Origin of the sequence: Stenotrophomonas sp. As-7 (assembly GCF_030291015.1) — a bacterium.
GTDB lineage: Bacteria > Pseudomonadota > Gammaproteobacteria > Xanthomonadales > Xanthomonadaceae > Stenotrophomonas > Stenotrophomonas lactitubi.
Genome location: NZ_CP127405.1, coordinates 1,755,232 through 1,776,029, shown reverse-complemented (window position 1 = coordinate 1,776,029; position 20,798 = coordinate 1,755,232). Strand labels below are relative to the sequence as shown.

General features: G+C 66.1%; 24 protein-coding genes. 3 read left to right on the top strand and 21 right to left on the bottom strand.

What is annotated here, in order from left to right; genetic code table 11:
- Positions 1-30 precede the first annotated feature (30 nt).
- The 12 genes from recX to rlmE form a co-directional block, all read right to left on the bottom strand.
- Entirely contained in the window at positions 31-522 is a 492-nt protein-coding gene (gene recX, locus QP457_RS08375; protein WP_099820106.1) for a recombination regulator RecX, read from the bottom strand.
- Positions 523-631: 109 nt separating this feature from the next.
- Positions 632-1,669, bottom strand: a complete 1,038-nt coding sequence (recA, locus tag QP457_RS08370) for a recombinase RecA (protein WP_025878921.1) — start codon at positions 1,667-1,669, stop codon at positions 632-634.
- Positions 1,670-1,870: 201 nt separating this feature from the next.
- Positions 1,871-2,506: a transcriptional repressor LexA gene (lexA, locus tag QP457_RS08365; RefSeq protein ID WP_025878920.1), complete on the bottom strand. Its 636-nt coding sequence runs from the start codon at positions 2,504-2,506 to the stop codon at positions 1,871-1,873.
- Between the two features lie 138 nt (positions 2,507-2,644).
- Positions 2,645-4,327, bottom strand: coding sequence for a 2-polyprenylphenol 6-hydroxylase (gene ubiB / locus QP457_RS08360; RefSeq protein WP_205405303.1), 1,683 nt, complete (start codon positions 4,325-4,327; stop codon positions 2,645-2,647).
- 35 nt (positions 4,328-4,362) lie between these two features.
- Positions 4,363-4,857, bottom strand: a complete 495-nt coding sequence (locus QP457_RS08355; RefSeq protein WP_088101362.1) for a nicotinamide-nucleotide amidohydrolase family protein — start codon at positions 4,855-4,857, stop codon at positions 4,363-4,365.
- A 103-nt stretch (positions 4,858-4,960) separates the two neighbouring features.
- On the bottom strand, positions 4,961-6,271 hold the full coding sequence (gene hflX / locus QP457_RS08350) for a ribosome rescue GTPase HflX (protein WP_205405304.1): 1,311 nt from the start codon (positions 6,269-6,271) through the stop codon (positions 4,961-4,963).
- A 14-nt stretch (positions 6,272-6,285) separates the two neighbouring features.
- Complete coding sequence (gene hfq, locus QP457_RS08345; protein WP_025878916.1) at positions 6,286-6,561, bottom strand: RNA chaperone Hfq; 276 nt, start codon at positions 6,559-6,561, stop codon at positions 6,286-6,288.
- Positions 6,562-6,656: 95 nt separating this feature from the next.
- The gene (miaA, locus tag QP457_RS08340) at positions 6,657-7,610 is read right to left on the bottom strand and encodes a tRNA (adenosine(37)-N6)-dimethylallyltransferase MiaA (RefSeq protein ID WP_205405305.1); all 954 of its coding nucleotides are present in this window, start codon (positions 7,608-7,610) and stop codon (positions 6,657-6,659) included.
- On the bottom strand, positions 7,610-8,506 hold the full coding sequence (gene folP, locus QP457_RS08335; protein WP_180167581.1) for a dihydropteroate synthase: 897 nt from the start codon (positions 8,504-8,506) through the stop codon (positions 7,610-7,612). Before folP ends, miaA begins: the two co-directional genes overlap by 1 nt.
- Positions 8,507-9,107: 601 nt before the next feature.
- Positions 9,108-9,293 carry a hypothetical protein gene (locus tag QP457_RS08330; RefSeq protein WP_100464731.1) on the bottom strand — a complete coding sequence of 62 codons (186 nt, stop codon included), beginning with the start codon at positions 9,291-9,293 and terminating at the stop codon, positions 9,108-9,110.
- Between the two features lie 98 nt (positions 9,294-9,391).
- On the bottom strand, positions 9,392-11,329 hold the full coding sequence (ftsH, locus tag QP457_RS08325) for an ATP-dependent zinc metalloprotease FtsH (protein WP_162292006.1): 1,938 nt from the start codon (positions 11,327-11,329) through the stop codon (positions 9,392-9,394).
- A 66-nt stretch (positions 11,330-11,395) separates the two neighbouring features.
- A complete protein-coding gene (gene rlmE, locus QP457_RS08320; RefSeq protein WP_100552143.1) occupies positions 11,396-12,028 on the bottom strand; it encodes a 23S rRNA (uridine(2552)-2'-O)-methyltransferase RlmE in 633 nt (210 codons plus the stop codon).
- A 64-nt stretch (positions 12,029-12,092) separates the two neighbouring features.
- Between rlmE and yhbY the strand changes: the two genes are divergently transcribed.
- Together yhbY and QP457_RS08310 are read left to right on the top strand one after the other, a co-directional pair.
- Positions 12,093-12,398 (top strand): ribosome assembly RNA-binding protein YhbY, encoded by a 306-nt coding sequence (gene yhbY / locus QP457_RS08315; protein WP_025878910.1) that lies wholly within the window; start codon positions 12,093-12,095, stop codon positions 12,396-12,398.
- 12 nt (positions 12,399-12,410) lie between these two features.
- The gene (locus QP457_RS08310) at positions 12,411-12,785 is read left to right on the top strand and encodes an Mth938-like domain-containing protein (RefSeq protein ID WP_205403921.1); all 375 of its coding nucleotides are present in this window, start codon (positions 12,411-12,413) and stop codon (positions 12,783-12,785) included.
- Between the two features lie 170 nt (positions 12,786-12,955).
- Here QP457_RS08310 and QP457_RS08305 read toward each other — a convergent pair whose 3' ends face one another.
- From QP457_RS08305 to surE, 4 genes are read right to left on the bottom strand one after another with little or no spacing between them, the layout of a single operon-like run.
- A complete protein-coding gene (locus QP457_RS08305; protein ID WP_205403922.1) occupies positions 12,956-13,741 on the bottom strand; it encodes a peptidoglycan DD-metalloendopeptidase family protein in 786 nt (261 codons plus the stop codon).
- Positions 13,738-14,352 (bottom strand): DedA family protein, encoded by a 615-nt coding sequence (locus QP457_RS08300; protein ID WP_180167583.1) that lies wholly within the window; start codon positions 14,350-14,352, stop codon positions 13,738-13,740. Before QP457_RS08300 ends, QP457_RS08305 begins: the two co-directional genes overlap by 4 nt.
- A gap of 19 nt (positions 14,353-14,371) precedes the next feature.
- The gene (locus tag QP457_RS08295) at positions 14,372-15,049 is read right to left on the bottom strand and encodes a protein-L-isoaspartate(D-aspartate) O-methyltransferase (RefSeq protein ID WP_089240249.1); all 678 of its coding nucleotides are present in this window, start codon (positions 15,047-15,049) and stop codon (positions 14,372-14,374) included.
- A complete protein-coding gene (gene surE, locus QP457_RS08290; RefSeq protein WP_089240247.1) occupies positions 15,046-15,825 on the bottom strand; it encodes a 5'/3'-nucleotidase SurE in 780 nt (259 codons plus the stop codon). Before surE ends, QP457_RS08295 begins: the two co-directional genes overlap by 4 nt.
- A 209-nt stretch (positions 15,826-16,034) precedes the next feature.
- Between surE and QP457_RS08285 the strand changes: the two genes are divergently transcribed.
- On the top strand, positions 16,035-16,574 hold the full coding sequence (locus tag QP457_RS08285) for a Smr/MutS family protein (RefSeq protein ID WP_099820096.1): 540 nt from the start codon (positions 16,035-16,037) through the stop codon (positions 16,572-16,574).
- Positions 16,575-16,877: 303 nt separating this feature from the next.
- On the opposite strand, the gene truD is transcribed toward QP457_RS08285, so the two are convergent.
- Genes truD through eno form a run of 5 tightly spaced genes read right to left on the bottom strand, consistent with a single transcriptional unit; the run spans position 16,878 to position 20,780 of the window.
- On the bottom strand, positions 16,878-17,909 hold the full coding sequence (truD, locus tag QP457_RS08280) for a tRNA pseudouridine(13) synthase TruD (RefSeq protein ID WP_205403923.1): 1,032 nt from the start codon (positions 17,907-17,909) through the stop codon (positions 16,878-16,880).
- Positions 17,906-18,403, bottom strand: a complete 498-nt coding sequence (gene ispF, locus QP457_RS08275; RefSeq protein ID WP_099820094.1) for a 2-C-methyl-D-erythritol 2,4-cyclodiphosphate synthase — start codon at positions 18,401-18,403, stop codon at positions 17,906-17,908. Before ispF ends, truD begins: the two co-directional genes overlap by 4 nt.
- 34 nt (positions 18,404-18,437) lie before the next feature.
- Positions 18,438-19,136, bottom strand: coding sequence for a 2-C-methyl-D-erythritol 4-phosphate cytidylyltransferase (gene ispD / locus QP457_RS08270; RefSeq protein WP_205403924.1), 699 nt, complete (start codon positions 19,134-19,136; stop codon positions 18,438-18,440).
- On the bottom strand, positions 19,133-19,483 hold the full coding sequence (ftsB, locus tag QP457_RS08265; RefSeq protein WP_205403925.1) for a cell division protein FtsB: 351 nt from the start codon (positions 19,481-19,483) through the stop codon (positions 19,133-19,135). Before ftsB ends, ispD begins: the two co-directional genes overlap by 4 nt.
- A gap of 4 nt (positions 19,484-19,487) precedes the next feature.
- Positions 19,488-20,780 (bottom strand): phosphopyruvate hydratase, encoded by a 1,293-nt coding sequence (gene eno / locus QP457_RS08260; protein WP_176021100.1) that lies wholly within the window; start codon positions 20,778-20,780, stop codon positions 19,488-19,490.
- Positions 20,781-20,798 lie beyond the last annotated feature (18 nt).

The following is a 20,798-nucleotide window of genomic DNA, read 5'->3' as shown; positions in this document are numbered from 1 at the left end:
CAAAGGGTATCAGGCCCGGCGCCATCAGTCTCAGTCGTCCGGATCGTAACGGGTCGCACGCCGGATGCTGTCGCCATCAAAGCCCCGGCGGGCCAGCAGATCGGCGGCCTTGCGACGCTGTGCGAGGTCCTGCGGGCCGGCCTCACCGAAGCGGCGACGGACAAGGTCCCGGGCGTTCTCCGTCCAGTCGCCTTCAAAGGTCTCCATGGCGGCAGCGATCTGCTCGCTGTCCAGTCCATGGGTGCCCAGTTCGGCACGCACATGGATGGGGCCGTAGCCGGTATTGGCGCGCATACGCACCAGATTCTCGGCAAACCGGGTGTCGTCCTGCCAGCCAGCCTCGGTCAGCTTGTCGACCGCGGCCTGCGCCGCCTCGCCCTCGATACCCCGGGAGGTCAGCTTGCGGGTCAACTCCTTGCGCGAATGCTCACGCCGCACCAGCAACCCCAGGGCACGCTGGACGGGGGTCTGTTCGCGTACGCGGCGCTTGCGGCCGGGTTCCGGGGCGTCGGAATCGTTCATGCTCGCCTTCAATCAAATGCGCCGTCCCTGGCGCGTCCCCCGTCGGGGAAACCGAATCTGCAGGACAGGGCGACGTCACTGACGGCGCCGCCCTGCCCCACAGCAAGCCTTACTCGTCGTCGCCTTCGTCTTCGCCTTCCTCACGGACGGCTTCGGTCGGCTGGAACTTTTCGCGCAGCTCGGCCTCGAGCTTGGCCGCAACCTGCGGGTTGTCGCGCAGATAGCCACGGGCGTTGTCCTTGCCCTGGCCGATGCGCTCTTCACCGTAGCTGTACCAGGCACCGGCCTTCTCGACCAGCTTGGCCTCCACGCCCATATCGATCAGTTCGCCTTCACGGCTGATGCCCTCGCCGTACAGGATCTCGGTGATGACCTGCTTGAACGGCGGAGCCAGCTTGTTCTTGACGACCTTGATCTTGGTCTGGTTGCCGATGATCTCGTCGCCCTTCTTGATCGCACCGATACGACGAATGTCCAGGCGCACCGAAGCGTAGAACTTCAGCGCGTTGCCGCCGGTGGTCACTTCCGGGCTCTGGCCCGGCATCATCACACCGATCTTCATGCGCAGCTGGTTGATGAACACCACCAGCGTGTTGGAACGCTTGATGTTGCCGGTCAGCTTGCGCAGCGCCTGGCTCATCAGGCGAGCCTGCAGGCCCGGCAGCTGGTCGCCCATCTCGCCTTCGATTTCGGCCTTCGGGGTCAACGCGGCGACCGAGTCGACCACCAGGATGTCCACCGAGCCGGAGCGGACCAGCATGTCGGCGATTTCAAGCGCCTGCTCACCGGTATCCGGCTGCGACAACAGCAGATCGTCGACGTTGACGCCCAGCTTGCCTGCGTAGATCGGGTCCAGCGCGTGCTCGGCATCGATGAAGGCCGCCGTACCACCCAGCTTCTGGCACTCGGCGATGGCCTGCAGGGTCAACGTGGTCTTGCCGGAGGATTCCGGGCCGTAGATTTCCACCACGCGGCCCTTGGGCAGGCCACCAATGCCCAATGCGATATCCAGCATCAGAGAACCGGTCGGAATCGCCTCGACAGGCTCGACCACACGGTCGCCCATGCGCATCACCGAGCCCTTGCCGAACTGCTTTTCGATCTGGCCCAGAGCTGCAGCGAGGGCGCGCTTCTTGTTCTCGTCCATCGGATTGGTCCTTGCAGAGGTCACGTCGTTGGAGGTGCTGTCTTTGGAAGTTTTCTTGGCCATGGGTTCACTTTAAGGCTGGCGTATCGCACAGGCTGAGATTCTGCCCGGCGTTCGGAAAAAAATTATCGGACATCCGTACCAACCTCAGCAGAACCAGAGAATCGCCACAAAAGACCGCGGGAAATGCAGGGTGAATCGTCAACGGTTCGGTCGCAGCAGCCCGCAGTACAGGCCCTCGATCGAGAAATCCTGGTCAGGAAGCACGTCAATCGGTTTGTAATCGGGATTGCGCGGCAGCAGGCGGATCCGGTCCTTGGCGATCTTCAACAGCTTGACGGTGATCTCGTCATCGATGCGGGCCACCACGATCTGCCCCGAATGGGCGTCACGAGTGCGGTGCACACCGATCAGGTCGCCATCGAAGATGCCTTCGTCGATCATCGAGTCGCCCTGCACCTTCAGCAGGTAGTCCGGTGCCGGCGAGAAGAACACCCGGTCCAGCACCACGAAATCATCCGAGCCGATGTCGGCGCCGATCGGCAGACCCGCCGCGACCCGACCCAGGATCGGCAGGCGCAGGACGCTGTCAGGCAGCCCCGGCTCGGCGAGCTTTTCCACCGGTGGTGCCTGCACCAAGCGGATGCCGCGTGCCTGGCCCGGTACGCGGCGGATCGCCCCGGCCTGCTCCAGCGCCTCCAGGTGGTACTGCGCTGCTCGCACCCCCTTGAAGCCGAAGGCACGTGCGATTTCAGTCTGCGAAGGGGGCGCCCCTTCGCTCTCGATACGCTCGGCGATCAACTGCAGGATCGCCTGCTGGGTGTCGGTCAGGTCCATGATTAGTAGTATTACTACTAACGCCTGTGACTGCAAGTGCCGGGAGCGACAAGGCGAAAGCAGTCGACCAGCGGTCGGCTCTACAGGAATCGCTGCGCGATTCCGCGGTTCCTGGTGGGAACCGCCGCGGCAGGCACACTACGTGTGCTTGCCGCTGCGCCAGATCGAGAACAGGATCCACACCCCGCAGAACCCTGCGCCGATGAAGCCGCACACGCCCAGCGCCAGCAGCCAACGGCTGGAGACGCCGCCTACGCTGTGCATCACGATCGAAGAACCGATGATCAGGGCCGCAGTGACGATGCCCATCACCAAGCGGTTCGCGGCGCGATTGACCTGGTCGCCGAAGCCCTGCAGCGCGCTGGTCTCGACCTTCAGCTGCAGGCGGCCCCGGCGCGCAGCCTGCACCAGCTTGCGCAGATCCCGCGGCAGTTCACCGGCAAAGTCGATCATGCCCAGCAGACTGCGGCGGCCACGCTTGAACAGCGCCCGCGGCGCATAGCGCTGCAGTACCACCCGCTCCAGGAACGGGCGTGCTGCGCTGGCCATGTCGAAGTCCGGGTCGAGCTGGCGGCCCATGCCCTCCAGGGTCAGGAAGGCCTTGATCATCAATGCCAGATCCGCCGGCAGGGTCAGGTTGTAGCTGCGCAGCAGCTGGGTGATGTCGCCCAGCATCAGGCCGATCCGCAGGTCCTTCAGCGGCACGCCACGGTACTGGTCGACGAACAGGCTGATGTCGTGCTGCAACCGGTTCTCGTCCACTTCCACGCCACCCGCCCAGTCCAGCAGCACATCGGCCACGCCCTGCGGGTCCTGTTCCACCAGACCATGCAGCAGCTGCGCGACCTGGAAGCGGCGCACCTCCGACAAGGCGCCGACCATGCCGAAATCGATCACACCGATGCGGCCATCGCGCAGGTAGATGATGTTGCCCGGGTGCGGATCGGCGTGGAAACTGCCGTCCTCCAGCACCATCTTCAATACGATGTCGGCACCACGCCGGGCCAGTTCACGGCGGTCGAGTCCGGCCGCATCGACACCGGCCAGATCACGTCCCGCAATGCCGTCGACGAAGTCCTGCACGTTCAGGCTTTCGCAGGTCCATTGCCAGTGCACCGCCGGAATCAGGATGTCGTCCCGCCCTTCGAAGTTGCGTGCGATGCGCTCGGCATTGCGGCACTCCGCAGCGAAATCCAGCTCGCGCCGCAGCGACACGGTGAACTGCTGCACCACCTCGGCGGGCCGGTAGCGGCGCAGATCCGGCAGGCGGGCTTCGACGATCTCGGCCAGCCGTGCCAGCAATCGCAGATCGGCTTCAACCACGTCACGGATACCGGGACGGCGCACCTTCAACACCACTTCGCGGCCATCGCGCAGCCGCGCACGATGGGCCTGGGCCAATGAAGCAGCGGCCATCGGGGTTTCATCAAGGAAGGCGAACACCTGCGACGGCGGTGCACCGAGGTCGGCCTCCAACTGGTCGCGGATCTTCTCGTAGGGCAATGCAGGGACCGCGTTCTGCAGCTCGGAGAGTTCGGCGATCCAGTCCGGCGGCAGCAGGTCGACGCGGGTGGCGAGCACCTGGCCCAGCTTCACGAAGGTCGGCCCGAGATCCTGCAGGGCGCTGCGCACGCGTACCGGCGCGGTCATGCGCAGCATTTCCTGCCGCTCCTCGTTCCAGTGCAGCAGGCGGCCGGTACGTTCCAGCACCGTGGCCAGGCCGATGCGCCGCACGACGTCGCCGAAGCCGTAGCGGATCAGGACGGCGGCGATTTCCTGCAGCCTACCAAGGTCACGGACGGTGCCCAGCGTCTCCCACATCGTTGCCTACTCCGGTTGATTGCCGGAGCAGCATGTCACAGCTGGGCGTCGATACCGTGCAATGCCGCCGCTACGGTTTGCCGGCGGATGGCTTCACGGTCACCGTCGAACTGGAACAGCTCGGCACGGGCATAGCCACCGCGGCGCTTCCAGCCGATCCAGACACTGCCGACCGGCTTGTCCGGGCTGCCACCGCCTGGCCCTGCGATACCGGTCACTGCCACCGCGATGCCGGCGCCGGAATTGACCAGTGCCCCGGACACCATCTCCAGCACGGCTTCGCGGCTGACCGCACCGAACTGCTCCAGCGTCTGCGCGCGCACGCCGAGCAGGCGCTGTTTCGCTTCGTAGCTGTAGACCACCATGCCGCAGTCGAAGAACGCCGAGGAACCGGCGATGTCGGTCATGCACTTGGCGATCCAGCCACCGCTGCAGCTTTCAGCAGTCACCAGCTGCAGCGAAGCCTGCTGCAGGCGCTGGCCCAGCGCAGCGGCCTGGGCGTTGAGTTCGGCGTCGGTCGGGAAGGACATCGGGGTAGCTGAAAGGTGAAGAACCTGCACGTTGTACCGCAGATCGCAAGGTGGTGTCGCGGCACGGGGCCGCAGGAACTGCCGGCCAGCGGCCGGCACTACCTCACCATTCGGGCAGCTTTTCCGGCAGCAGGGCCCGGATCGGCTCGCCATCGGCGCTGGCCGCCAGCTTCTCGGCCTCGGCGATGGGAAGATCGACCTGCAACAGCCAGCCTTCTTCATCGGCCTGTTCACTGCGGACTACTTCCAGCTGGTGCAGGCGCGCGCGCAGGCGGCCGGCACTGGGCGGCAGGCGCAGCTCGCCGGTGACGTGCTGCAGACCCAACCGCTTGCCGAGCACGGCCTGCAACAGCTCGATGCCCTGCCCGTCGCGTGCGGAAATCCACACCCGCTCACGCCGCGATTCATCCGGCACACCGTCCTGGCCATCGTGACGCACGTCGGCACCCTCGATGCGGTCAATCTTGTTGAACACCAGCAACTGCGGCAGGTCGCCAGCACCGACGGCGGTCAGCACTTCGTCGACCTGGGCGATGCGCTCCTCGCGGTGCGGATCGGCGGCATCGACAAGGTGCAGCAGGAAATCCGCTTCCCGCGCTTCAGACAGGGTCGAGCGGAAGGCCGCCACCAGGTCATGCGGCAGGTCGCGCACGAAACCAACCGTATCGGCCAGCACGACGTTGCCACCGGGCACGGCGATCCGGCGCACGGTCGGATCCAGGGTCGCGAACAACTGGTCAGCCGCATAGGCCTCGGCGCCGGTCATCGCATTGAACAAGGTCGATTTGCCGGCATTGGTGTAGCCCACCAGGGCCACCCGCGGCAATTCGCTGCGCACACGCGCACGGCGCATCTGGGTGCGCTGTACTTCGACTTTTTCCAGCCGCTTCTGCAGTTGTTCAACCCGCTTCTGCAGCAGGCGACGATCGGTTTCCAGCTGGGTTTCACCCGGGCCGCGCAGACCGATCGAACCACCACGCTGGCGCTCCAGATGGGTCCAGCCACGCACCAGGCGCGTCGCCATATGGCGCAGCTGGGCCAGCTCGACCTGCAGTTTGCCTTCATGGCTGCGCGCACGCTGGGCAAAGATGTCCAGGATCAGACCGGTACGGTCGATCACCCGACGCTCCAGGAAACGTTCCAGATTGCGTTCCTGGCCCGGGCTCAACGCGTGGTTGACCAGGATCAGGTCTGCGCCGGTTGCTTCGGCGGCGGCCTTGATCTCATCCAGCTTGCCGCTGCCGAGCAGGGTCGATGGATTGGGACGATCCAGGCGCGCGGTGATGGTCACCGCGATGCTGGCCCCAGCCGAGCGGGCCAGATCACCGAATTCTTCCAGCACATCGTCTTCCAGCTTGCCGAAATGCGGCTGGATCAACAGGGCGTGTTCGCCCATTTTTGAGCGGTCAAACATTCACCGCTCCAACATCATTCGTCTGCTTCATCACCCGCCTGACCATCCTCACCTGATTGCACGTACCCACCACCCGGGCCGACCTTGACGTTGCGCGCCGGCACCACGGTGGAAATGGCGTGCTTGTAGACCATCTGGCTGACGGTGTTGCGCAGCAGGACCACGAACTGATCGAACGATTCGATCGTGCCCTGCAGCTTGATGCCGTTGACCAGGTACACCGAAACCGGCACGCGTTCGCGCCGCAGTGCATTCAAGAAAGGATCCTGCAGCGATTGCCCCTTGGACATTGCACACTCCTGATTATTGTTCTTATTGGTAGCCGGCGGTTGCCGCGGCCCCCGAGCCGCTTGCCGGCCCATGATGGTACACGGCCAGCGTCGGTTCAGCGTGCAACGAAGGTCGACACCGCGCCTGCCAGGCGCTCCCTATCCATATGGGGGTCGAACCAGCGCGCATCAAGCTCGCCGCGCAGCCAGGTCAGCTGGCGCTTGGCCAGTTGCCGGGTGGCGAAAATGGACTTGTCACGGAAGCGGGCCTCGTCCCCCTCGCCGTCCAGGTATTCCCAGGCCTGGCGATACCCAACCGCGCGGACGGCTGGCAGGTCCAGCGGCGTGGCGACCGCCTGCATGTCCGGCAACGCACGCAGCGCGCGCACTTCATCGAGAAAGCCCTGGGCGAGCATGGCGTCGAAACGCGCCTCGATGCGGTGGTGCAGCACGGCGCGGTCGCGCGGCGCCAGAATCAGCTTCAATGTACGCACCGGCAACGGGGCGACGCCGGGGCGACGCTGCCATTCACTGATCGGCGTGCCGGTCAGGCGGTAGACCTCCAGCGCCCGCTGGATGCGTTGCGGATCGGTGGCATGGATGCGTGCAGCGGCGGCGGGATCGACGGTGGCAAGTTCGGCATGCAGGGCGGCCCAGCCACGCTCGGCAGCCTCGGCGCTCAGCACGTCGCGCATCGCCGGGTCTGCTTCCGGCATCGGCGACAGCCCCTGCAGCAGCGCACGGAAGTACAGGCCCGTGCCGCCGGCCAGGATCGGCGTCTTGCCCCGGGCGACGATGTCGGCCACCACGCGGCCGGCATCGGCGGCGAACTCGGCGGCCGAATAGGTCTGCCAGGGATCGCGCAGGTCCAGCAGGTGGTGCGCTGCCTGCGCGCGTTCGCCGGCATCAGGCTTGGCTGAACCGATATCCAGCCCGCGATAGACCAGCGCCGAATCGACGCTGACGATTTCACCATCCAGCTGCTGCGCCAGCGCGATCGCGGTCGCGGTCTTGCCGCTGGCGGTCGGGCCCATCACGGCGATCGCCAGCGGCCGCTGATCCACTGCCATCAGTCTTCGTCCGGCCAGCGGAGGGTCGGTTTGGCATCTACCCGGACAGCAGGCACCGCGTCGACCGCCTGCCAGACCTTCAAGGCATCGACCGTGGCTGCAACGTCGTGCACTCGCACGATACGGGCACCGCGCTGCACGGCGATGAGGTGTGCGGCCACGGACGCAGCGACGCGCTCGGCCGGTGACTCGCGACCGGTCAGCTCGCCCAGGCTGCGCTTGCGCGACAGCCCGGCCAGCATCGGCACGCCCAGCTCGAGAAAGCGCTCGGAGCGGGCCAGCAGGGTGATGTTGTGCGCGGTGCTCTTGCCGAAGCCGAAGCCAAGATCGATCAGCAGATTCTTCTTGGCGATGCCGGCCATCTCGGCGGCGAACAAGCGCTGCACCAGGAAGCCATGCACCTCGGTGACGACATCGTCGTACTGCGGGTCGGCCTGCATGTGGCCCGGCTCGCCCTGCATGTGCATCAGCACCACTGGCACGCCAGTGTCTGCCGCGGCCTCCAACGCGCCATCCTGGCGCAGGCCGAAGATGTCGTTGATCATCCCGGCCCCTGCAGCCACTGCGGCACGCATCACCTCCGGCTTGAAGGTGTCGATGCTGATCGGCACCGGCGTGCGCGCAGCCAGCTGCTCGATGACCGGAACGACACGACGCAGCTCTTCGTCGATCGACACCGGCGCCGCGCCCGGGCGGGTGGATTCGCCGCCGATATCGAGCAGGTCGGCGCCCTCCTCCACCAGCTTCAGGCCGTGCGCGACCGCCGCTTCGGTGGTGTCATGGGCACCGCCGTCGGAGAACGAATCCGGGGTGACGTTGACGATCCCCATGACCCGGGCACGGTCCAGGCGCAGGATGCGGCCGGCGCAATCGAGCTGGGGAGAGATATCGAACATGGCAGATCCTGCGGGCAACGAAGGGTAGTTTACGGCGGCAGGGCTGCGCCCTGCACCCGCAGAGGCCAGGGCTGGAGCAACAGCAACAGCGGGTTTTCGTGGGATGGCGTGGTGGGTCCGGTTGCGGGGGTGGCCGCGGCATCCATGCCGCGGACACCCCCGCAACCGGACCCACCCCGCCTTCGACAGTTTCCCGGTGCCCGGTAAATCCACGCCATACGTGGATGAATCTCCAGCGGAATCGAACATCTCGACAGTTGAACGAAGAGCATCCACGCATGGCGTGGATCTACGTGTCGACCAAGGTCGACACCTACCAACAGCAGCGGGGAATCGTCGAAGGCGGGGCGGTGTCGGATTGCGGGGTGTCCGCGGCATGGATGCCGCGGCCAAGCCCCCATGGGTGAGGGCGCTTTGCTTGCGAAGCACTGCTTCGCAAGCGCCCGAACGCACAGCCGCCAGCGGCTGGGCAGGTCTGGGGGTTTACGGCGTCCCCGCAATCCGACACCGCCCCGCCATCCCCAGGAAGCCCAGCTCTTGCCGTTGCTTCGGCGGTCGCTGTGGCCTCTGCGGGTGCAGGGCGCAGCCCTGCCGCAGAACCCTACTTGCGCCGACGCTTCCGGTCCACGTACAGCGTCTTGATGATGCTCAGCAGGATGCCCACTGCGATACCCACACCACAGCCCAGCAGCAGATTGTCCACGGTCAGGCCAACAGCGACGCCGACCACGGTGGCGATCACCATTTCGGCAGTGTGGGAAATCGGTTCAGGCTTGGGGGCGGACATGCGGACTCCAGCGGACGGTCGGGATCGGATGGGCCAGGGCCCGGAAACAACAAGGCCGGGTTGCCCCGGCCTCGTCTTGCATTGCGTACGGCAGGCCGTCAGATCGATTCGGCCGGACCGGCGATCGGCGGCAGCGGACGGGCGTCGCCACCCTTGTCATTGCCGCCATCGTCCTTGCTCGACTTGGTCCAACCCATCGGCGGCGGCGGATCGCGGCCTTCCATGATGGCGTCGATCTGCGGCGCGTCGATGGTTTCGTACTGCAGCAGCAACTGGGTCATCGCATGCAGCTTGTCGACGTTGGCGGTCAGCAGTTCGGTGGTCCGGGCATAGGCCTTGTCCAGGATGCTGCGCACTTCCTCATCGATGCGGCGCGCCGTGTCGTTGGACACGCTCTTGTGCTGGGTGACCGAACGGCCGAGGAACACTTCATCGTCCTCTTCACCGTAGGCGATCGGGCCAAGGGTCTCCGACAGGCCCCACTTGGTGACCATGTTGCGGGCCATCTTGGTGGCGCGCTCAATGTCGTTGGACGCACCGGTGGTGACCTTGTCCGGCCCGAAGATCAGTTCTTCGGCGACACGACCGCCATACAGGGAGCACAACTGCGAGTTGATCGCCACGCGGTTGATCGAGTACTTGTCGCCTTCCGGCAGGTACATGGTCACACCCAGCGCACGGCCGCGCGGAATGATGGTGACCTTGTAGACCGGATCGTGCTCGGGCACCAAGCGGCCGACGATGGCGTGACCGGCTTCGTGGTAGGCGGTGAGGGTCTTCTCCTCCTCGCTCATGGCCATCGAGCGGCGCTCGGCGCCCATCAGGATCTTGTCGCGGGCACGATCGAAGTGGTCCATGCGGACCTCCTTCTCGTTGCCACGGGCGGCGAACAGGGCGGCCTCGTTGCAGAGGTTGGCCAGGTCGGCACCGGAGAAGCCCGGAGTACCACGCGCGATCACCATCGGCACGACGTCGTCGGCCAGCGGCAGCTTGCGCATATGCACCTTGAGGATGTGCTCGCGGCCCTTCACGTCCGGCAGACCGACCACCACCTGGCGGTCGAAGCGGCCCGGACGCAGCAGCGCCGGGTCCAGCACGTCCGGACGGTTGGTGGCTGCGATCACGATCACGCCTTCGCCGCCTTCAAAACCGTCCATTTCGACCAGCAGCTGGTTCAGGGTCTGCTCGCGCTCGTCATGGCCGCCGCCCAGGCCGGCACCACGGTGGCGACCGACGGCGTCGATTTCATCGATGAAGATGATGCACGGCGCGTGCTTCTTGGCCTGCTCGAACATGTCGCGCACACGGCTGGCACCGACGCCGACGAACATTTCCACGAAGTCCGAACCGGAAATCGAGAAGAACGGCACCTTGGCTTCGCCGGCGATGGCCTTGGCCAGCAGCGTCTTGCCGGTACCCGGCGGGCCGACCATCAGCACGCCGCGCGGAATCTTGCCGCCGAGCTTGGTGAACTTGGACGGGTCACGCAGGAAGTCGACCAGTTCGCCGACTTCTTCCTTGGCCTCGTCGCAACCGGCAACGTCGGCGAAGGTGACCTTGATCTGGTCTTCGCCCTGCAGCTTGGCGCGCGACTTGCCGAAGGACATCGCGCCCTTGGCGCCGCCGCCACCGCCCTGCATCTGCCGCATGATGAACAACCAGAAGCCGATGATCAGGATGACCGGCAGGAAATTCATCAGGATCGCGCCGAGGGAGATGCCGCTGGACGGCTCTTCCTGCACGATCTCGACATTCTTGGTGCGCAGCACGTTGATCAGGTCGCGATCGAACGGCGCGGTGATGGTGGACGACTGTCCACCCCGGGTGGTGTAGGTGATCTGGCTGGTACCGCCGCGCGTATCGCCGCCGAAGGCGACCTTCTGCACGTTGCCGGTGTCCACCTGGTCCAGGAACTGCGAGTACGAAGCGCCCTGCGCCCCGGCCCCCGAGGTCTTGGGCGAGAAGCTCTGGAAGACCACCATCAGCACGACGGCGACGACCACCCATAGCAGGAGGTTCTTGGTCAAGTCGTTCATCCTCATTGGCTCCGGTGTTCCTCTTAGTGCTGGCGTTGCGTTGGGGTCGAACTTACGGGGTCGAGCTTACTTCATGTGGGCGCGTTTTCCCTGACCCAAGGCATACACCTCGGGAGAGCGCTTGCGCGAGGCTTCCGGCTTGCGGATGGAGACCTTGTCGTACCGGCGGCGCATATCACGCACGTAGTCGTCAAAACCTTCGCCCTGGAACAGCTTGATCAGGAATGCCCCACCGGTCTTGAGGTGGTTGTCGGCAAAATCCATGGCCAGCTCCGCCAGGTGCATCATCCGCGGCTGGTCGACCGCGCCCACACCACTCTTATTGGGGGCCATGTCCGACAGCACAAGGTCTACCGGCTGATCCCCGAGCATGGCTTCAAACTCCGATAGGACGGTTTCTTCCCTGAAGTCACCATGAAGGAACTCCACACCGGCCAGCGGCGGCATGTCCAGGATGTCCAGGGCAAGCACGCGGCCGGTATCGCCAATCTGTCTCCGAACCTGCTGAGACCAGCCGCCCGGGGCCGCGCCAAGGTCAACCACCACCATATGCGGCTTCAGCAGCCGGTCACGTTCGAGCAGCTCTTCAAGCTTGTAGGCCGCACGGGAGCGCATGCCTTCGGCCTGGGCCTTCTTCACGAAGGGGTCGGAGAAGTGTTCCTTGAGCCAGCGCTGGCTGCTTTTGCTGCGGGTAGCCATTGTAAATAGGGGCTGAGGGGGTCGCCATGATACCCTGATCGTCCCATTCAACCGTGTTTTCTGCATGCCCACTGCCTTGACCCCTTCCCAGACCCGTTTCCTGCGCGGCCAAGCCCACGACCTGAAGGCCCTGCTGCAGACCGGCGGCAAGGGCGTCACGCCGGCCTTCCTGACCGAGCTGAACGAAGTGCTGGAGCGCCACGAACTGGTCAAGGTGAAGGTTGCCGCCGAAGACCGTGACGCCCGCGACGTGATGATCGGCGAGATCGTGCAGGCCACCGACAGTGCGCTGGTGCAGCGTATCGGCCATGTGGCCGTGCTGTATCGCCCGAGCAAGGAACACCGCCAGATCGTGCTGCCGCGCGGCTGATCGGTCCCTGCCATGCAGCTGAACCACGAACTGCCCGACTACGCCTACAGCCTGCGCGCCGCTGACGGTCGCTCGGCACGGGTGAATGATCGCGTTCTGGGCCGCAGCTTCTTCCTGACGCCAGATCAGCTGGTCGAGCTGTGGCCGGTGACCGACGTCACGGCGCTGCAGGTTGCGGACCTGGAGCCGATCCTGGCACTGAAGCCGGCGTTGATAGTGCTCGGCACCGGCGAGCGCCAGGCGTTCCCGCCGGCGGTTGTGATGGCCGCCTGCCTGTCGCGTGGTATCGGCCTGGAAGTAATGAACAATCCGGCTGCCGCGCGCACCTTCAACATCCTTGCCGGCGAAGGCCGCAAGGTAGCGGCCGCCTTCATTCTGGAAGGCTGAGGTCTGAAGCCGCCGGGCATGGCCCGGCGCTACCCTGGATCACACGTTGCGTGTAACGCCCCAGCCCATGCTCTGGCGGCGCCTTATCGCAGCAAAGATCAGCCGAGCATGGCTCGGCGCTACAGGTGAGTCACGCCGGGCATGGCCCGGCGCTACCGTATCTGCCCGCGCTAGCGCGCCGGCAGATACTGCTGCGGATCGACCGGCTTGCCGTTGTAGCGGATCTCGAAGTGCAGCATGTCCCGGTTGGCACCGGTACGGCCCATCTCGGCGATCTGCTCGCCGGCCTTCACGCTCTGCCCTTCATTGACCAGGCGCTTGCGGTTGTGGCCATAGGCCGACAGCCACTGGTCGCTGTGCTTGATGATGATCAGCTCGCCATAGCCGACCAGGCCGGCGCCGGAATACACCACCACGCCATTAGCGGTGGCTTTCACCGGTGCGCCGCTGGTGCCGGCGATGTCCACACCCTGCTTGGTCGCGTCGCCGGCCACGTAGCGGCCCACGACTGCGCCATCGGCCGGCCAGCGCCAGGCAATGTTGCTCTTGACCGGACCGGCCGGACCCGGCGTCGGCGCGGTACTGCCGCCGGACGTGCTGCCACCCGGACGCGGCGCGGTGACCACGGTGGTCGGCGCACGGCCACCACCGGAACCGGCCGGATACAGGCGGATCACCTGTCCCGGGTAAATGGTCGACGGGTTGTCCAGGTTGTTCCAGGCGATCAGGTCGGCCGGGGTGATGTCGTGGATGCGGGCCAGTGCGTAGATGGTGTCGCCCTTGCGCACAACCACGTTCTGCCCCGGCTTGGGCACCGACGTCTTCGGCGTGCTGACGCCACTGCCGCCACTGCCACTGGGCCGGACCACGGTGGCAGTGCCACAGGCGGCCAGGGTGGATACCAGCAACGCCAGTGCGCCGATGCGCACTCCCTTGCTCAGACGATCTGCACTCATGCGAACTTCGACCTCCATACAAGCCAGGCGATCAGCACCACCACCAACGCGGTGGCGATCCAGCCCAGCGGTTCAATCCATCGGCGCAGCACTGCTTCGGCGCGCGCACCACCGATACGGATGACCGCGGCCAGCACGAACACGCGCTTGCCACGACCGATCAACATGCTTAACAGGTACTGCGGCATCGGCACACCGACGATACCCGATGCCCACGTGAAGACCTTCATCGGAATCGGCATGAAGCCACCCAGCACCAGGAAGGTGAACACCGCCCACGGCGACTCCACCATCTTGGCCTGCACGGTAGCGATGCCCTGCTCGATCGCCGGCAGCATGCCCAGCGCCTCGAACAGCGGCTTGACCGCCTCGAACGCGTAGTGGCCCAGCGCGTAACCGACCACCGCGCCGACCATCGAGCCGGCCAGGCTGAGGGTGGCGAACCACCAGCCGCGCTTGGGCTGGGCCACGCACATCGGCGCCAGCATCACTTCCGGCATCACCGGGAAGATGATGGCTTCGAAAAAGCTCAGCACCATCAGATAGGTCGGCGCGCGCTCGTGCGCGGCCCACTTCATCGCCCGCTCGTACAGCGGCCCGAAAATCTTCATGCAACCCTGCTCCGTGGATTCAATCGAGCATGCCAGACAGCAGCGGCACGAAGGTGACCGGCGCCAGCACGCGTTGTTCGATGCTGCCGTCGTCCTTGCGGTCAAGCTGCACCAGCGACTGTGCGCCCGCGCCACCGACCGGGGCGACCAGGCGGCCACCTTCGGCCAGCTGCTCGACCAGGGCATCGACCAGCGCCGGTGCGGCAGCGGTGACCACGATGGCGTCGAACGGGCCATGCTCGGCCCAGCCAACGCGGCCGTCGTCGTGCTTGGTGCGGATGTTCATGCCCAGCGCGCGGAAACGCTTGCGCGCCTGCCGCAGCAGGTCACCGATGCGCTCGACGGTATAGACCTCCAGCCCCAGCGCACCAAGCACCGCCGCCTGGTAGCCAGAACCGGTGCCCACTTCGAGCACCTTCTTGGGTGCCACCTGCAGCACGGCCTCGGTCATCCGCGCGACCACCCACGGCTGCGAAATGGTCTGGCCGTGGCCGATCGGCAGCGCGGTGTCTTCATACGCGCGCGAGGCCAGGGCCTCGTCGATGAACAGATGACGTGGCACCACCCGGATCGCGTTCAGCGTCGACTCGTCGACGATGCCGGCCTCGCGCAGGCGGTCGACCAGACGGTCACGCACGCGCTGCGAGGTCATGCCGATGCCGACCGCTTCCGGCTGCAGGCGCAGGCGTGGGCTCATGCCGGCTGGTCCAGCGCAGCGGTAAGGCCGCCGACCCAGCTGGCGACCTTTTCCAGCGCCTGGTAGCGGGTCAGGTCGACCTGGATCGGGGTGATCGAAATGTGGCCGGTGCGCACCGCATGGAAATCGGTGCCCGGGCCGGAGTCCTGCTCGCGGCCGGCCGGACCGATCCAGTACACCTCGTTGCCGCGCGGGTCTTTCTGCGCGATGCAGCCTTCGGCGCGATGGCGGTTGCCCAGGCGGGTGACTTCGAAGCCCTTGACCTCGCTCCACGGCAGGTCCGGCACATTGACGTTGAGGATGGTGTCGGCCGGCAGCGGATCGGCCTTGAGGCGGGCAACGATCTCCACTGCGGCACGCGCCGCCGTCTCGAAATGCTTCGGGTCGTGGTTGCGGGTCACCAAGGACACCGCGACTGCGGGCAGGCCGAGGAAACGACCTTCCATCGCCGCCGAGACGGTGCCGGAATAGATCACGTCATCGCCGAGATTGGCGGCATTGTTGATACCGGACACGACAATGTCAGGCTCGAACTCCAGCAGGCCGGTCAGCGCAAGATGCACGCAATCGGTAGGCGTACCGGCCACCGACACGGTGTAGTGGTCGATGCGCTTGAGCCGGATCGGCAGATCCAGGGTCAGCGAATTGCTGGCGCCGGAGCGATCGCGGTCGGGTGCGACCACCGTGACTTCGTGCCCGGCCTCGCGCAGCACGGATGCAAGCATCCGGATGCCTGCCGCGTCGACACCGTCATCATTGCTGACCAGGATGCGCATCTTCGATTTAACCGCTTGATTTTCCAAGAATTCGATCCCGTCACCTTGCATCGTGGGCGAAGCCGACCCGTCTCCTCCAAGGAGGAGGCAGCTCCGCAAGTGCGCCGACTATTGTGCCGCAAGCGGGCGCTGGGTCCTACCCTGTCTGCGGTCACGGCCGGCATCAAACGGTCATAGGCAGACCCGCGCAGCCGGTTTAACCTGTGCGCATGTCGCACCCTGAAGACGAAGATCCGGCTGCATTGTTCCGTGCAGCCATCGGCGAAGTGACGCCGCTGCGCAAGGAAGTGGAGCCCGCGCCTGCCGCGCCGCGCCCCAAGCCGCGCGCGCGCATGGCCGAGCGAGACGACGCAGAAGCCGCCGGTGAGTTCGCCCGGCTGCTGCGCGACAACGCTCCCCTCGAAGCCGGCGACGTTGCCAGCTATCGGCGAGACAATCTACCGCCACGTCTGTTCCAGCGCTTGAAGCGCGGGCAGTACTCGGTGCAGGACGAACTGGACCTGCATGGCGCCACTGCCGCGCAGGCCGAGGCGATGCTGCGCCAGTTCCTGCTGGAGGCGCATGCCCACGAGTACGGCTGCGTGCGCATCATCCACGGCAAGGGCCTGCAGTCCGATGGCAGTGCACCCGTGTTGAAGAACCTGGTGGATCGGCTGCTGCGCCTGCGCAACGACGTGCTGGCGTTCCATTCCGCCCCGACCGGGCAAGGCGGCACCGGCGCAGTGCTGGTGCTGCTGGCGCGGCGCTGACGTTCTGGCGGCTGGATTCATCCACGCATGGCGTGGATCTACTGACAGCCCATCCACGCATGGCGTGGATCTACTAGCGATTCATCCACGCATGGCGTGGATCTACTAGCGATTCATCCACGCATGGCGTGGATCTACTGACGGCCCATCCACGCATGGCGTGGATCTACTGACGATTCATCCACGCATGGCGTGGATCTACTAACGATTCATCCACGCATGGCGTGGATCTACTGGGGCGAGCGGAAGCAAGTAGATCCACGCCATGCGTGGATGCTCTTCGCCTCCGCCCCCCTTTTTCTGTCAGGCCCGCGACGCGTCTTCGACTGGCCCGAGCTCGTGCAGGACGGCCGTGGCATAGCAGCCCGGCGGCAGCGCAAAGGACAGCTCCAGCACGTCATCGGCCAACCACTGATGCTGCAGCAGCGCCGGACGCAACCGCAGCGCGCGCCGCTCCTGCTTCAACCGCGCCTCTTCCAAACCGACACGCAGCGCCTTGGATTCGTCATCGTCCAGCGCCGCCAGTTCCAGCTCGCGGGCGGCGTCAGTGCTGCGCAGCTCACCCTCGCCCCACAGCGGCGCGCTGGGGTGGATGTCGAAGCGCGCCAGGCGTTCGGCCAGCACGTCGCTGTACGGCTCGGGACCGAACACGCTGCGGCTGCCATCCAGCATCCACACTTCACCCTGTAGCGGCTGGTCCCAGCTGCCCTGCTCCACGCGCGCGGCCAGCACCCGGTTGAACAGCGCCGAACGGGCGGCCGACAACAGCAGCGACCGCTGGCCCTTGCGCATGCGGCGGCCACCGAACATCGCCAGCGCCGCCGGCACATTGCCACCATCACGACCGAAGCGCTGCTCGCCGAACCAGTTCGGCAGGCCGCGCGTGGCGATCTGCTGCAGGCGCTCGTCGATTGCCGCCGCATCTCCCTGCACATCGCGCAGCACCAGCTTGAAGCGGTTGCCGGCCAGCGCGCCGCGCTGCAGCTTGCGGTTGTGCCAGGTGGACTCGATCACTTCGATCTCGTCACTGGCCAGTTCGGCCAGGTCCGGCGCGACGCGCTTGGGCAGGTGCACGCTGAAACGCTGGGTAGTGACCGCGTTGCGATCCTTCATGCCGGCATAGCTGACCGCCATTTCCGGCAGGCCCGCCCACTTGGCCAGCACCTTGGCCACATGCAGCGTGTTCGCGCCACGCTTGCGGATATGCAGCAGCAGGTGCTCGCCTTCCCCCGTCGCCTCGAAAGCCGGCAGTTCATCGACCTGGAAATCTTCCGGCGTGGTGCGGGTGCGCGCCTGCAGCAGCGGCGCGCCGAACGCGAGCGGCAACGGAATCATGCCGCCACCAGCAGAACGACGGCCTGCGCGGCGATGCCTTCGCCCCGCCCGGTGAAACCCAGCTTCTCGGACGTGGTGGCCTTGACGCTGACCGCATCCAACGGCAGCTGCAGCAGTTCACCGATGCGCTCGCGCATCGCCAGCGCATGCGGGCCGACCTTGGGCCGCTCGCAGATCACGGTGATGTCGGTGTTGCCGACACGCCAGCCGCGCTCGCGCAGCAGGCTGTCGCAGTGGCGCACGAACGCGCTGCTGTCCGCGCCCTTCCAGCGGTCATCGCTGGGCGGGAAGTGCTGGCCGATGTCACCCAGCGCGATCGCGCCGAGCATCGCGTCGCACAACGCGTGCAGGATCACGTCGCCGTCGCTGTGCGCAAGCACGCCGCAGCTGTGCGGCACCGCAACGCCGCCGAGCATGATGTGGTCGCCTTCACCGAAGGCATGGACGTCGTAGCCCTGACCGATACGGACGGGCGGGAACGGGGAGGTGCTCATGGATGCAGCCCTTGCAGCAGGGCCGCGCGGGCGGTCAGCCGGCGCGGCGGGAGAGTACGAATTCGAAACGATCGAGATCGGCCGGGGTGGTGACCTTGAAGTTGTCCTCGCTGCCTTCCACCAGCAGCGGGCGCTGGCCCTGGCGCTCCATGGCCATGGCATCGTCGGTGACGTCGACGCCGGCAGCAGCGGCTTCGGACAAGGCGCGGATCAACTGGTGGCGGCGGAACAGCTGCGGCGTCAGTGCACGCCACAGTCGCTCACGCGGCTCGGTGCCATCGATACCGCCATCATCACCGGCACGCTTGAGCGTGTCGCGCACGGGGGCGGCGAGGATGGCGCCGACCGGGTCGGTGCGCCCCACTTCCAGCAGGCGGCCAAGATCGGTCTGCGACAGGTTCGGACGCGCCGCGTCGTGCACCAGCACGAATTCGTCGGCACGCACGCTGTCCGGCAGGGCCTGCAGCCCCGCCAGCACCGAGGCGGCACGGGTTGCGCCACCGGTGCAGGTCAGCACCGGCTTGCCGGCCCACTCGGTCCAGCCCGGCCAATCGGCATCGTCCGCGCCGATCACCACCATCGCCCCGGCCACGGCCGGGTGCGCCAGCAAGGCGTCCAGAGTGTGGGCGAGCAGGGTCTGCCCGCCGGCCTGCAGGTACTGCTTGGGCAACGGCGCACCAAAACGCGTGCCGCGCCCTGCGGCCGGAACCACCACCCAGATCGCCGCGCTCATGGCACGTCCGCCGGATGGTCACCTGCCTGCGCCGTGACCGGCGCAGGCTGCGCCGGAAGCACGGGTGCATCTTCCACGACGCGATAGAACTTCTCGCCGGGCTTGATCATGCCCAGCTCGCTGCGCGCGCGTTCTTCGATGGCGGACTGGCCTTCCTTGAGGTCCTTCACTTCGGCAGCAAGCGCATCGTTGCGCTGCCGCAGACCGTCATTGTCCCGCTCCTGGTTGGCGACCTGGGCTTCGAGCATCATCACTTCACCCGAATTGCCCGGGCCGAACCAGAAACGGTACTGCAGCCATGCCAGCAGCAGGGCCAGCAACAGCAGCAGCCAGCGCCAGTCGCGCATCGGCTCAGCGCTTCAGCGACACGAACGCGTCACGACCCGCGTAACGCGCGCCGGCACCGAGGGCTTCCTCGATGCGCAGCAGCTGGTTGTACTTGGCCACGCGATCGCTGCGGCACAGCGAGCCGGTCTTGATCTGGGTGGCGGTGGTGGCCACCGAGATATCGGCGATGGTGGTGTCTTCGGTTTCACCCGAACGGTGCGAGACCACGGCGGCGTAACCAGCACGGTCGGCCATGGCGATCGCTTCCAGGGTTTCGCTGAGGGTGCCGATCTGGTTGACCTTGATCAGGATCGCGTTGGCGGTGCCCGAATCGATGCCTTCCTGGAAGATCTTCGGATTGGTGACGAACAGATCGTCGCCGACCAGCTGCACCTTCTTGCCGATGCGATCGGTCAGCAGCTTCCAGCCCGCCCAGTCGTTCTCGGCCAGGCCGTCTTCGATGGTGATGATCGGGTACTGCGCGGCCCAGTCGGCGAGGAAGTCGACGAACTGCTCGGAGGTCAGGCGCTTGTTCTCGCCGACCAGGTTGTACTTGCCGTTCTCGAAGAACTCGCTGGAGGCCACGTCCAGGCCCAGCAGCACGTCTTCACCGGCAGTGTAGCCGGCCTTGCCGATGGCTTCGAGGATGGTGTCCAGCGCTTCGACGTTGCTGCGGAAGTCCGGCGCGAAGCCGCCTTCGTCGCCCACCGCCGTGCTCAGGCCATGGCCCTTCAGCACCGACTTCAGCGAATGGAAGATTTCGGTGCCGGCACGCAGCGCTTCGGAGAACGAGGTGAAGCCGACCGGCAGCACCATGAACTCCTGGAAATCGACGTTGTTGTCGGCGTGCGCGCCGCCGTTGATGATGTTCATCATCGGCACCGGCAGCGACGGGGTCGCGCCGGTCTTGCCGGCCAGGTACTGCCACAGTGCCTGCTTGCTGGAGGCAGCAGCAGCGTGTGCGGCGGCCATGGAAACACCCAGCAGTGCGTTGGCGCCCAGGCGGCCCTTGTTCTCGGTGCCATCCAGATCGATCAGGCGACGGTCCAGGCCGGCCTGGTCGGTGGCCTCGAAGCCCTTCAGTGCGTTGGCGATGGCGCCGTTGACGTTGTCGACGGCCTTGCGCACGCCCTTGCCAAGGTAACGGGTCTTGTCGCCGTCACGCAGCTCCACCGCCTCCTTGGTGCCGGTCGATGCGCCGGAGGGAACCGCGGCGCGACCGAACGAACCGTCCTCCAGGGTGACTTCGGCTTCCAGCGTGGGGTTGCCACGGCTGTCGAGGATTTCACGGGCATGGATGCTGCGGATCGTACTCATGGTCGGGCCGGTTACCTG

What these genes read in the sequence shown, in the direction of transcription:
- recX (WP_099820106.1), bottom strand. Translation starts at nt 522, where the DNA reads ATGAACGATTCCGACGCCCCGGAACCCGGCCGCAAGCGCCGCGTACGC.
- recA (WP_025878921.1), bottom strand. Translation starts at nt 1,669, where the DNA reads ATGGACGAGAACAAGAAGCGCGCCCTCGCTGCAGCTCTGGGCCAGATC.
- lexA (WP_025878920.1), bottom strand. Translation starts at nt 2,506, where the DNA reads ATGGACCTGACCGACACCCAGCAGGCGATCCTGCAGTTGATCGCCGAG.
- ubiB (WP_205405303.1), bottom strand. Translation starts at nt 4,327, where the DNA reads ATGTGGGAGACGCTGGGCACCGTCCGTGACCTTGGTAGGCTGCAGGAA.
- QP457_RS08355 (WP_088101362.1), bottom strand. Translation starts at nt 4,857, where the DNA reads ATGTCCTTCCCGACCGACGCCGAACTCAACGCCCAGGCCGCTGCGCTG.
- hflX (WP_205405304.1), bottom strand. Translation starts at nt 6,271, where the DNA reads ATGTTTGACCGCTCAAAAATGGGCGAACACGCCCTGTTGATCCAGCCG.
- hfq (WP_025878916.1), bottom strand. Translation starts at nt 6,561, where the DNA reads ATGTCCAAGGGGCAATCGCTGCAGGATCCTTTCTTGAATGCACTGCGG.
- miaA (WP_205405305.1), bottom strand. Translation starts at nt 7,610, where the DNA reads ATGGCAGTGGATCAGCGGCCGCTGGCGATCGCCGTGATGGGCCCGACC.
- folP (WP_180167581.1), bottom strand. Translation starts at nt 8,506, where the DNA reads ATGTTCGATATCTCTCCCCAGCTCGATTGCGCCGGCCGCATCCTGCGC.
- QP457_RS08330 (WP_100464731.1), bottom strand. Translation starts at nt 9,293, where the DNA reads ATGTCCGCCCCCAAGCCTGAACCGATTTCCCACACTGCCGAAATGGTG.
- ftsH (WP_162292006.1), bottom strand. Translation starts at nt 11,329, where the DNA reads ATGAACGACTTGACCAAGAACCTCCTGCTATGGGTGGTCGTCGCCGTC.
- rlmE (WP_100552143.1), bottom strand. Translation starts at nt 12,028, where the DNA reads ATGGCTACCCGCAGCAAAAGCAGCCAGCGCTGGCTCAAGGAACACTTC.
- yhbY (WP_025878910.1), top strand. Translation starts at nt 12,093, where the DNA reads ATGCCCACTGCCTTGACCCCTTCCCAGACCCGTTTCCTGCGCGGCCAA.
- QP457_RS08310 (WP_205403921.1), top strand. Translation starts at nt 12,411, where the DNA reads ATGCAGCTGAACCACGAACTGCCCGACTACGCCTACAGCCTGCGCGCC.
- QP457_RS08305 (WP_205403922.1), bottom strand. Translation starts at nt 13,741, where the DNA reads ATGAGTGCAGATCGTCTGAGCAAGGGAGTGCGCATCGGCGCACTGGCG.
- QP457_RS08300 (WP_180167583.1), bottom strand. Translation starts at nt 14,352, where the DNA reads ATGAAGATTTTCGGGCCGCTGTACGAGCGGGCGATGAAGTGGGCCGCG.
- QP457_RS08295 (WP_089240249.1), bottom strand. Translation starts at nt 15,049, where the DNA reads ATGAGCCCACGCCTGCGCCTGCAGCCGGAAGCGGTCGGCATCGGCATG.
- surE (WP_089240247.1), bottom strand. Translation starts at nt 15,825, where the DNA reads ATGCGCATCCTGGTCAGCAATGATGACGGTGTCGACGCGGCAGGCATC.
- QP457_RS08285 (WP_099820096.1), top strand. Translation starts at nt 16,035, where the DNA reads ATGTCGCACCCTGAAGACGAAGATCCGGCTGCATTGTTCCGTGCAGCC.
- truD (WP_205403923.1), bottom strand. Translation starts at nt 17,909, where the DNA reads ATGATTCCGTTGCCGCTCGCGTTCGGCGCGCCGCTGCTGCAGGCGCGC.
- ispF (WP_099820094.1), bottom strand. Translation starts at nt 18,403, where the DNA reads ATGAGCACCTCCCCGTTCCCGCCCGTCCGTATCGGTCAGGGCTACGAC.
- ispD (WP_205403924.1), bottom strand. Translation starts at nt 19,136, where the DNA reads ATGAGCGCGGCGATCTGGGTGGTGGTTCCGGCCGCAGGGCGCGGCACG.
- ftsB (WP_205403925.1), bottom strand. Translation starts at nt 19,483, where the DNA reads ATGCGCGACTGGCGCTGGCTGCTGCTGTTGCTGGCCCTGCTGCTGGCA.
- eno (WP_176021100.1), bottom strand. Translation starts at nt 20,780, where the DNA reads ATGAGTACGATCCGCAGCATCCATGCCCGTGAAATCCTCGACAGCCGT.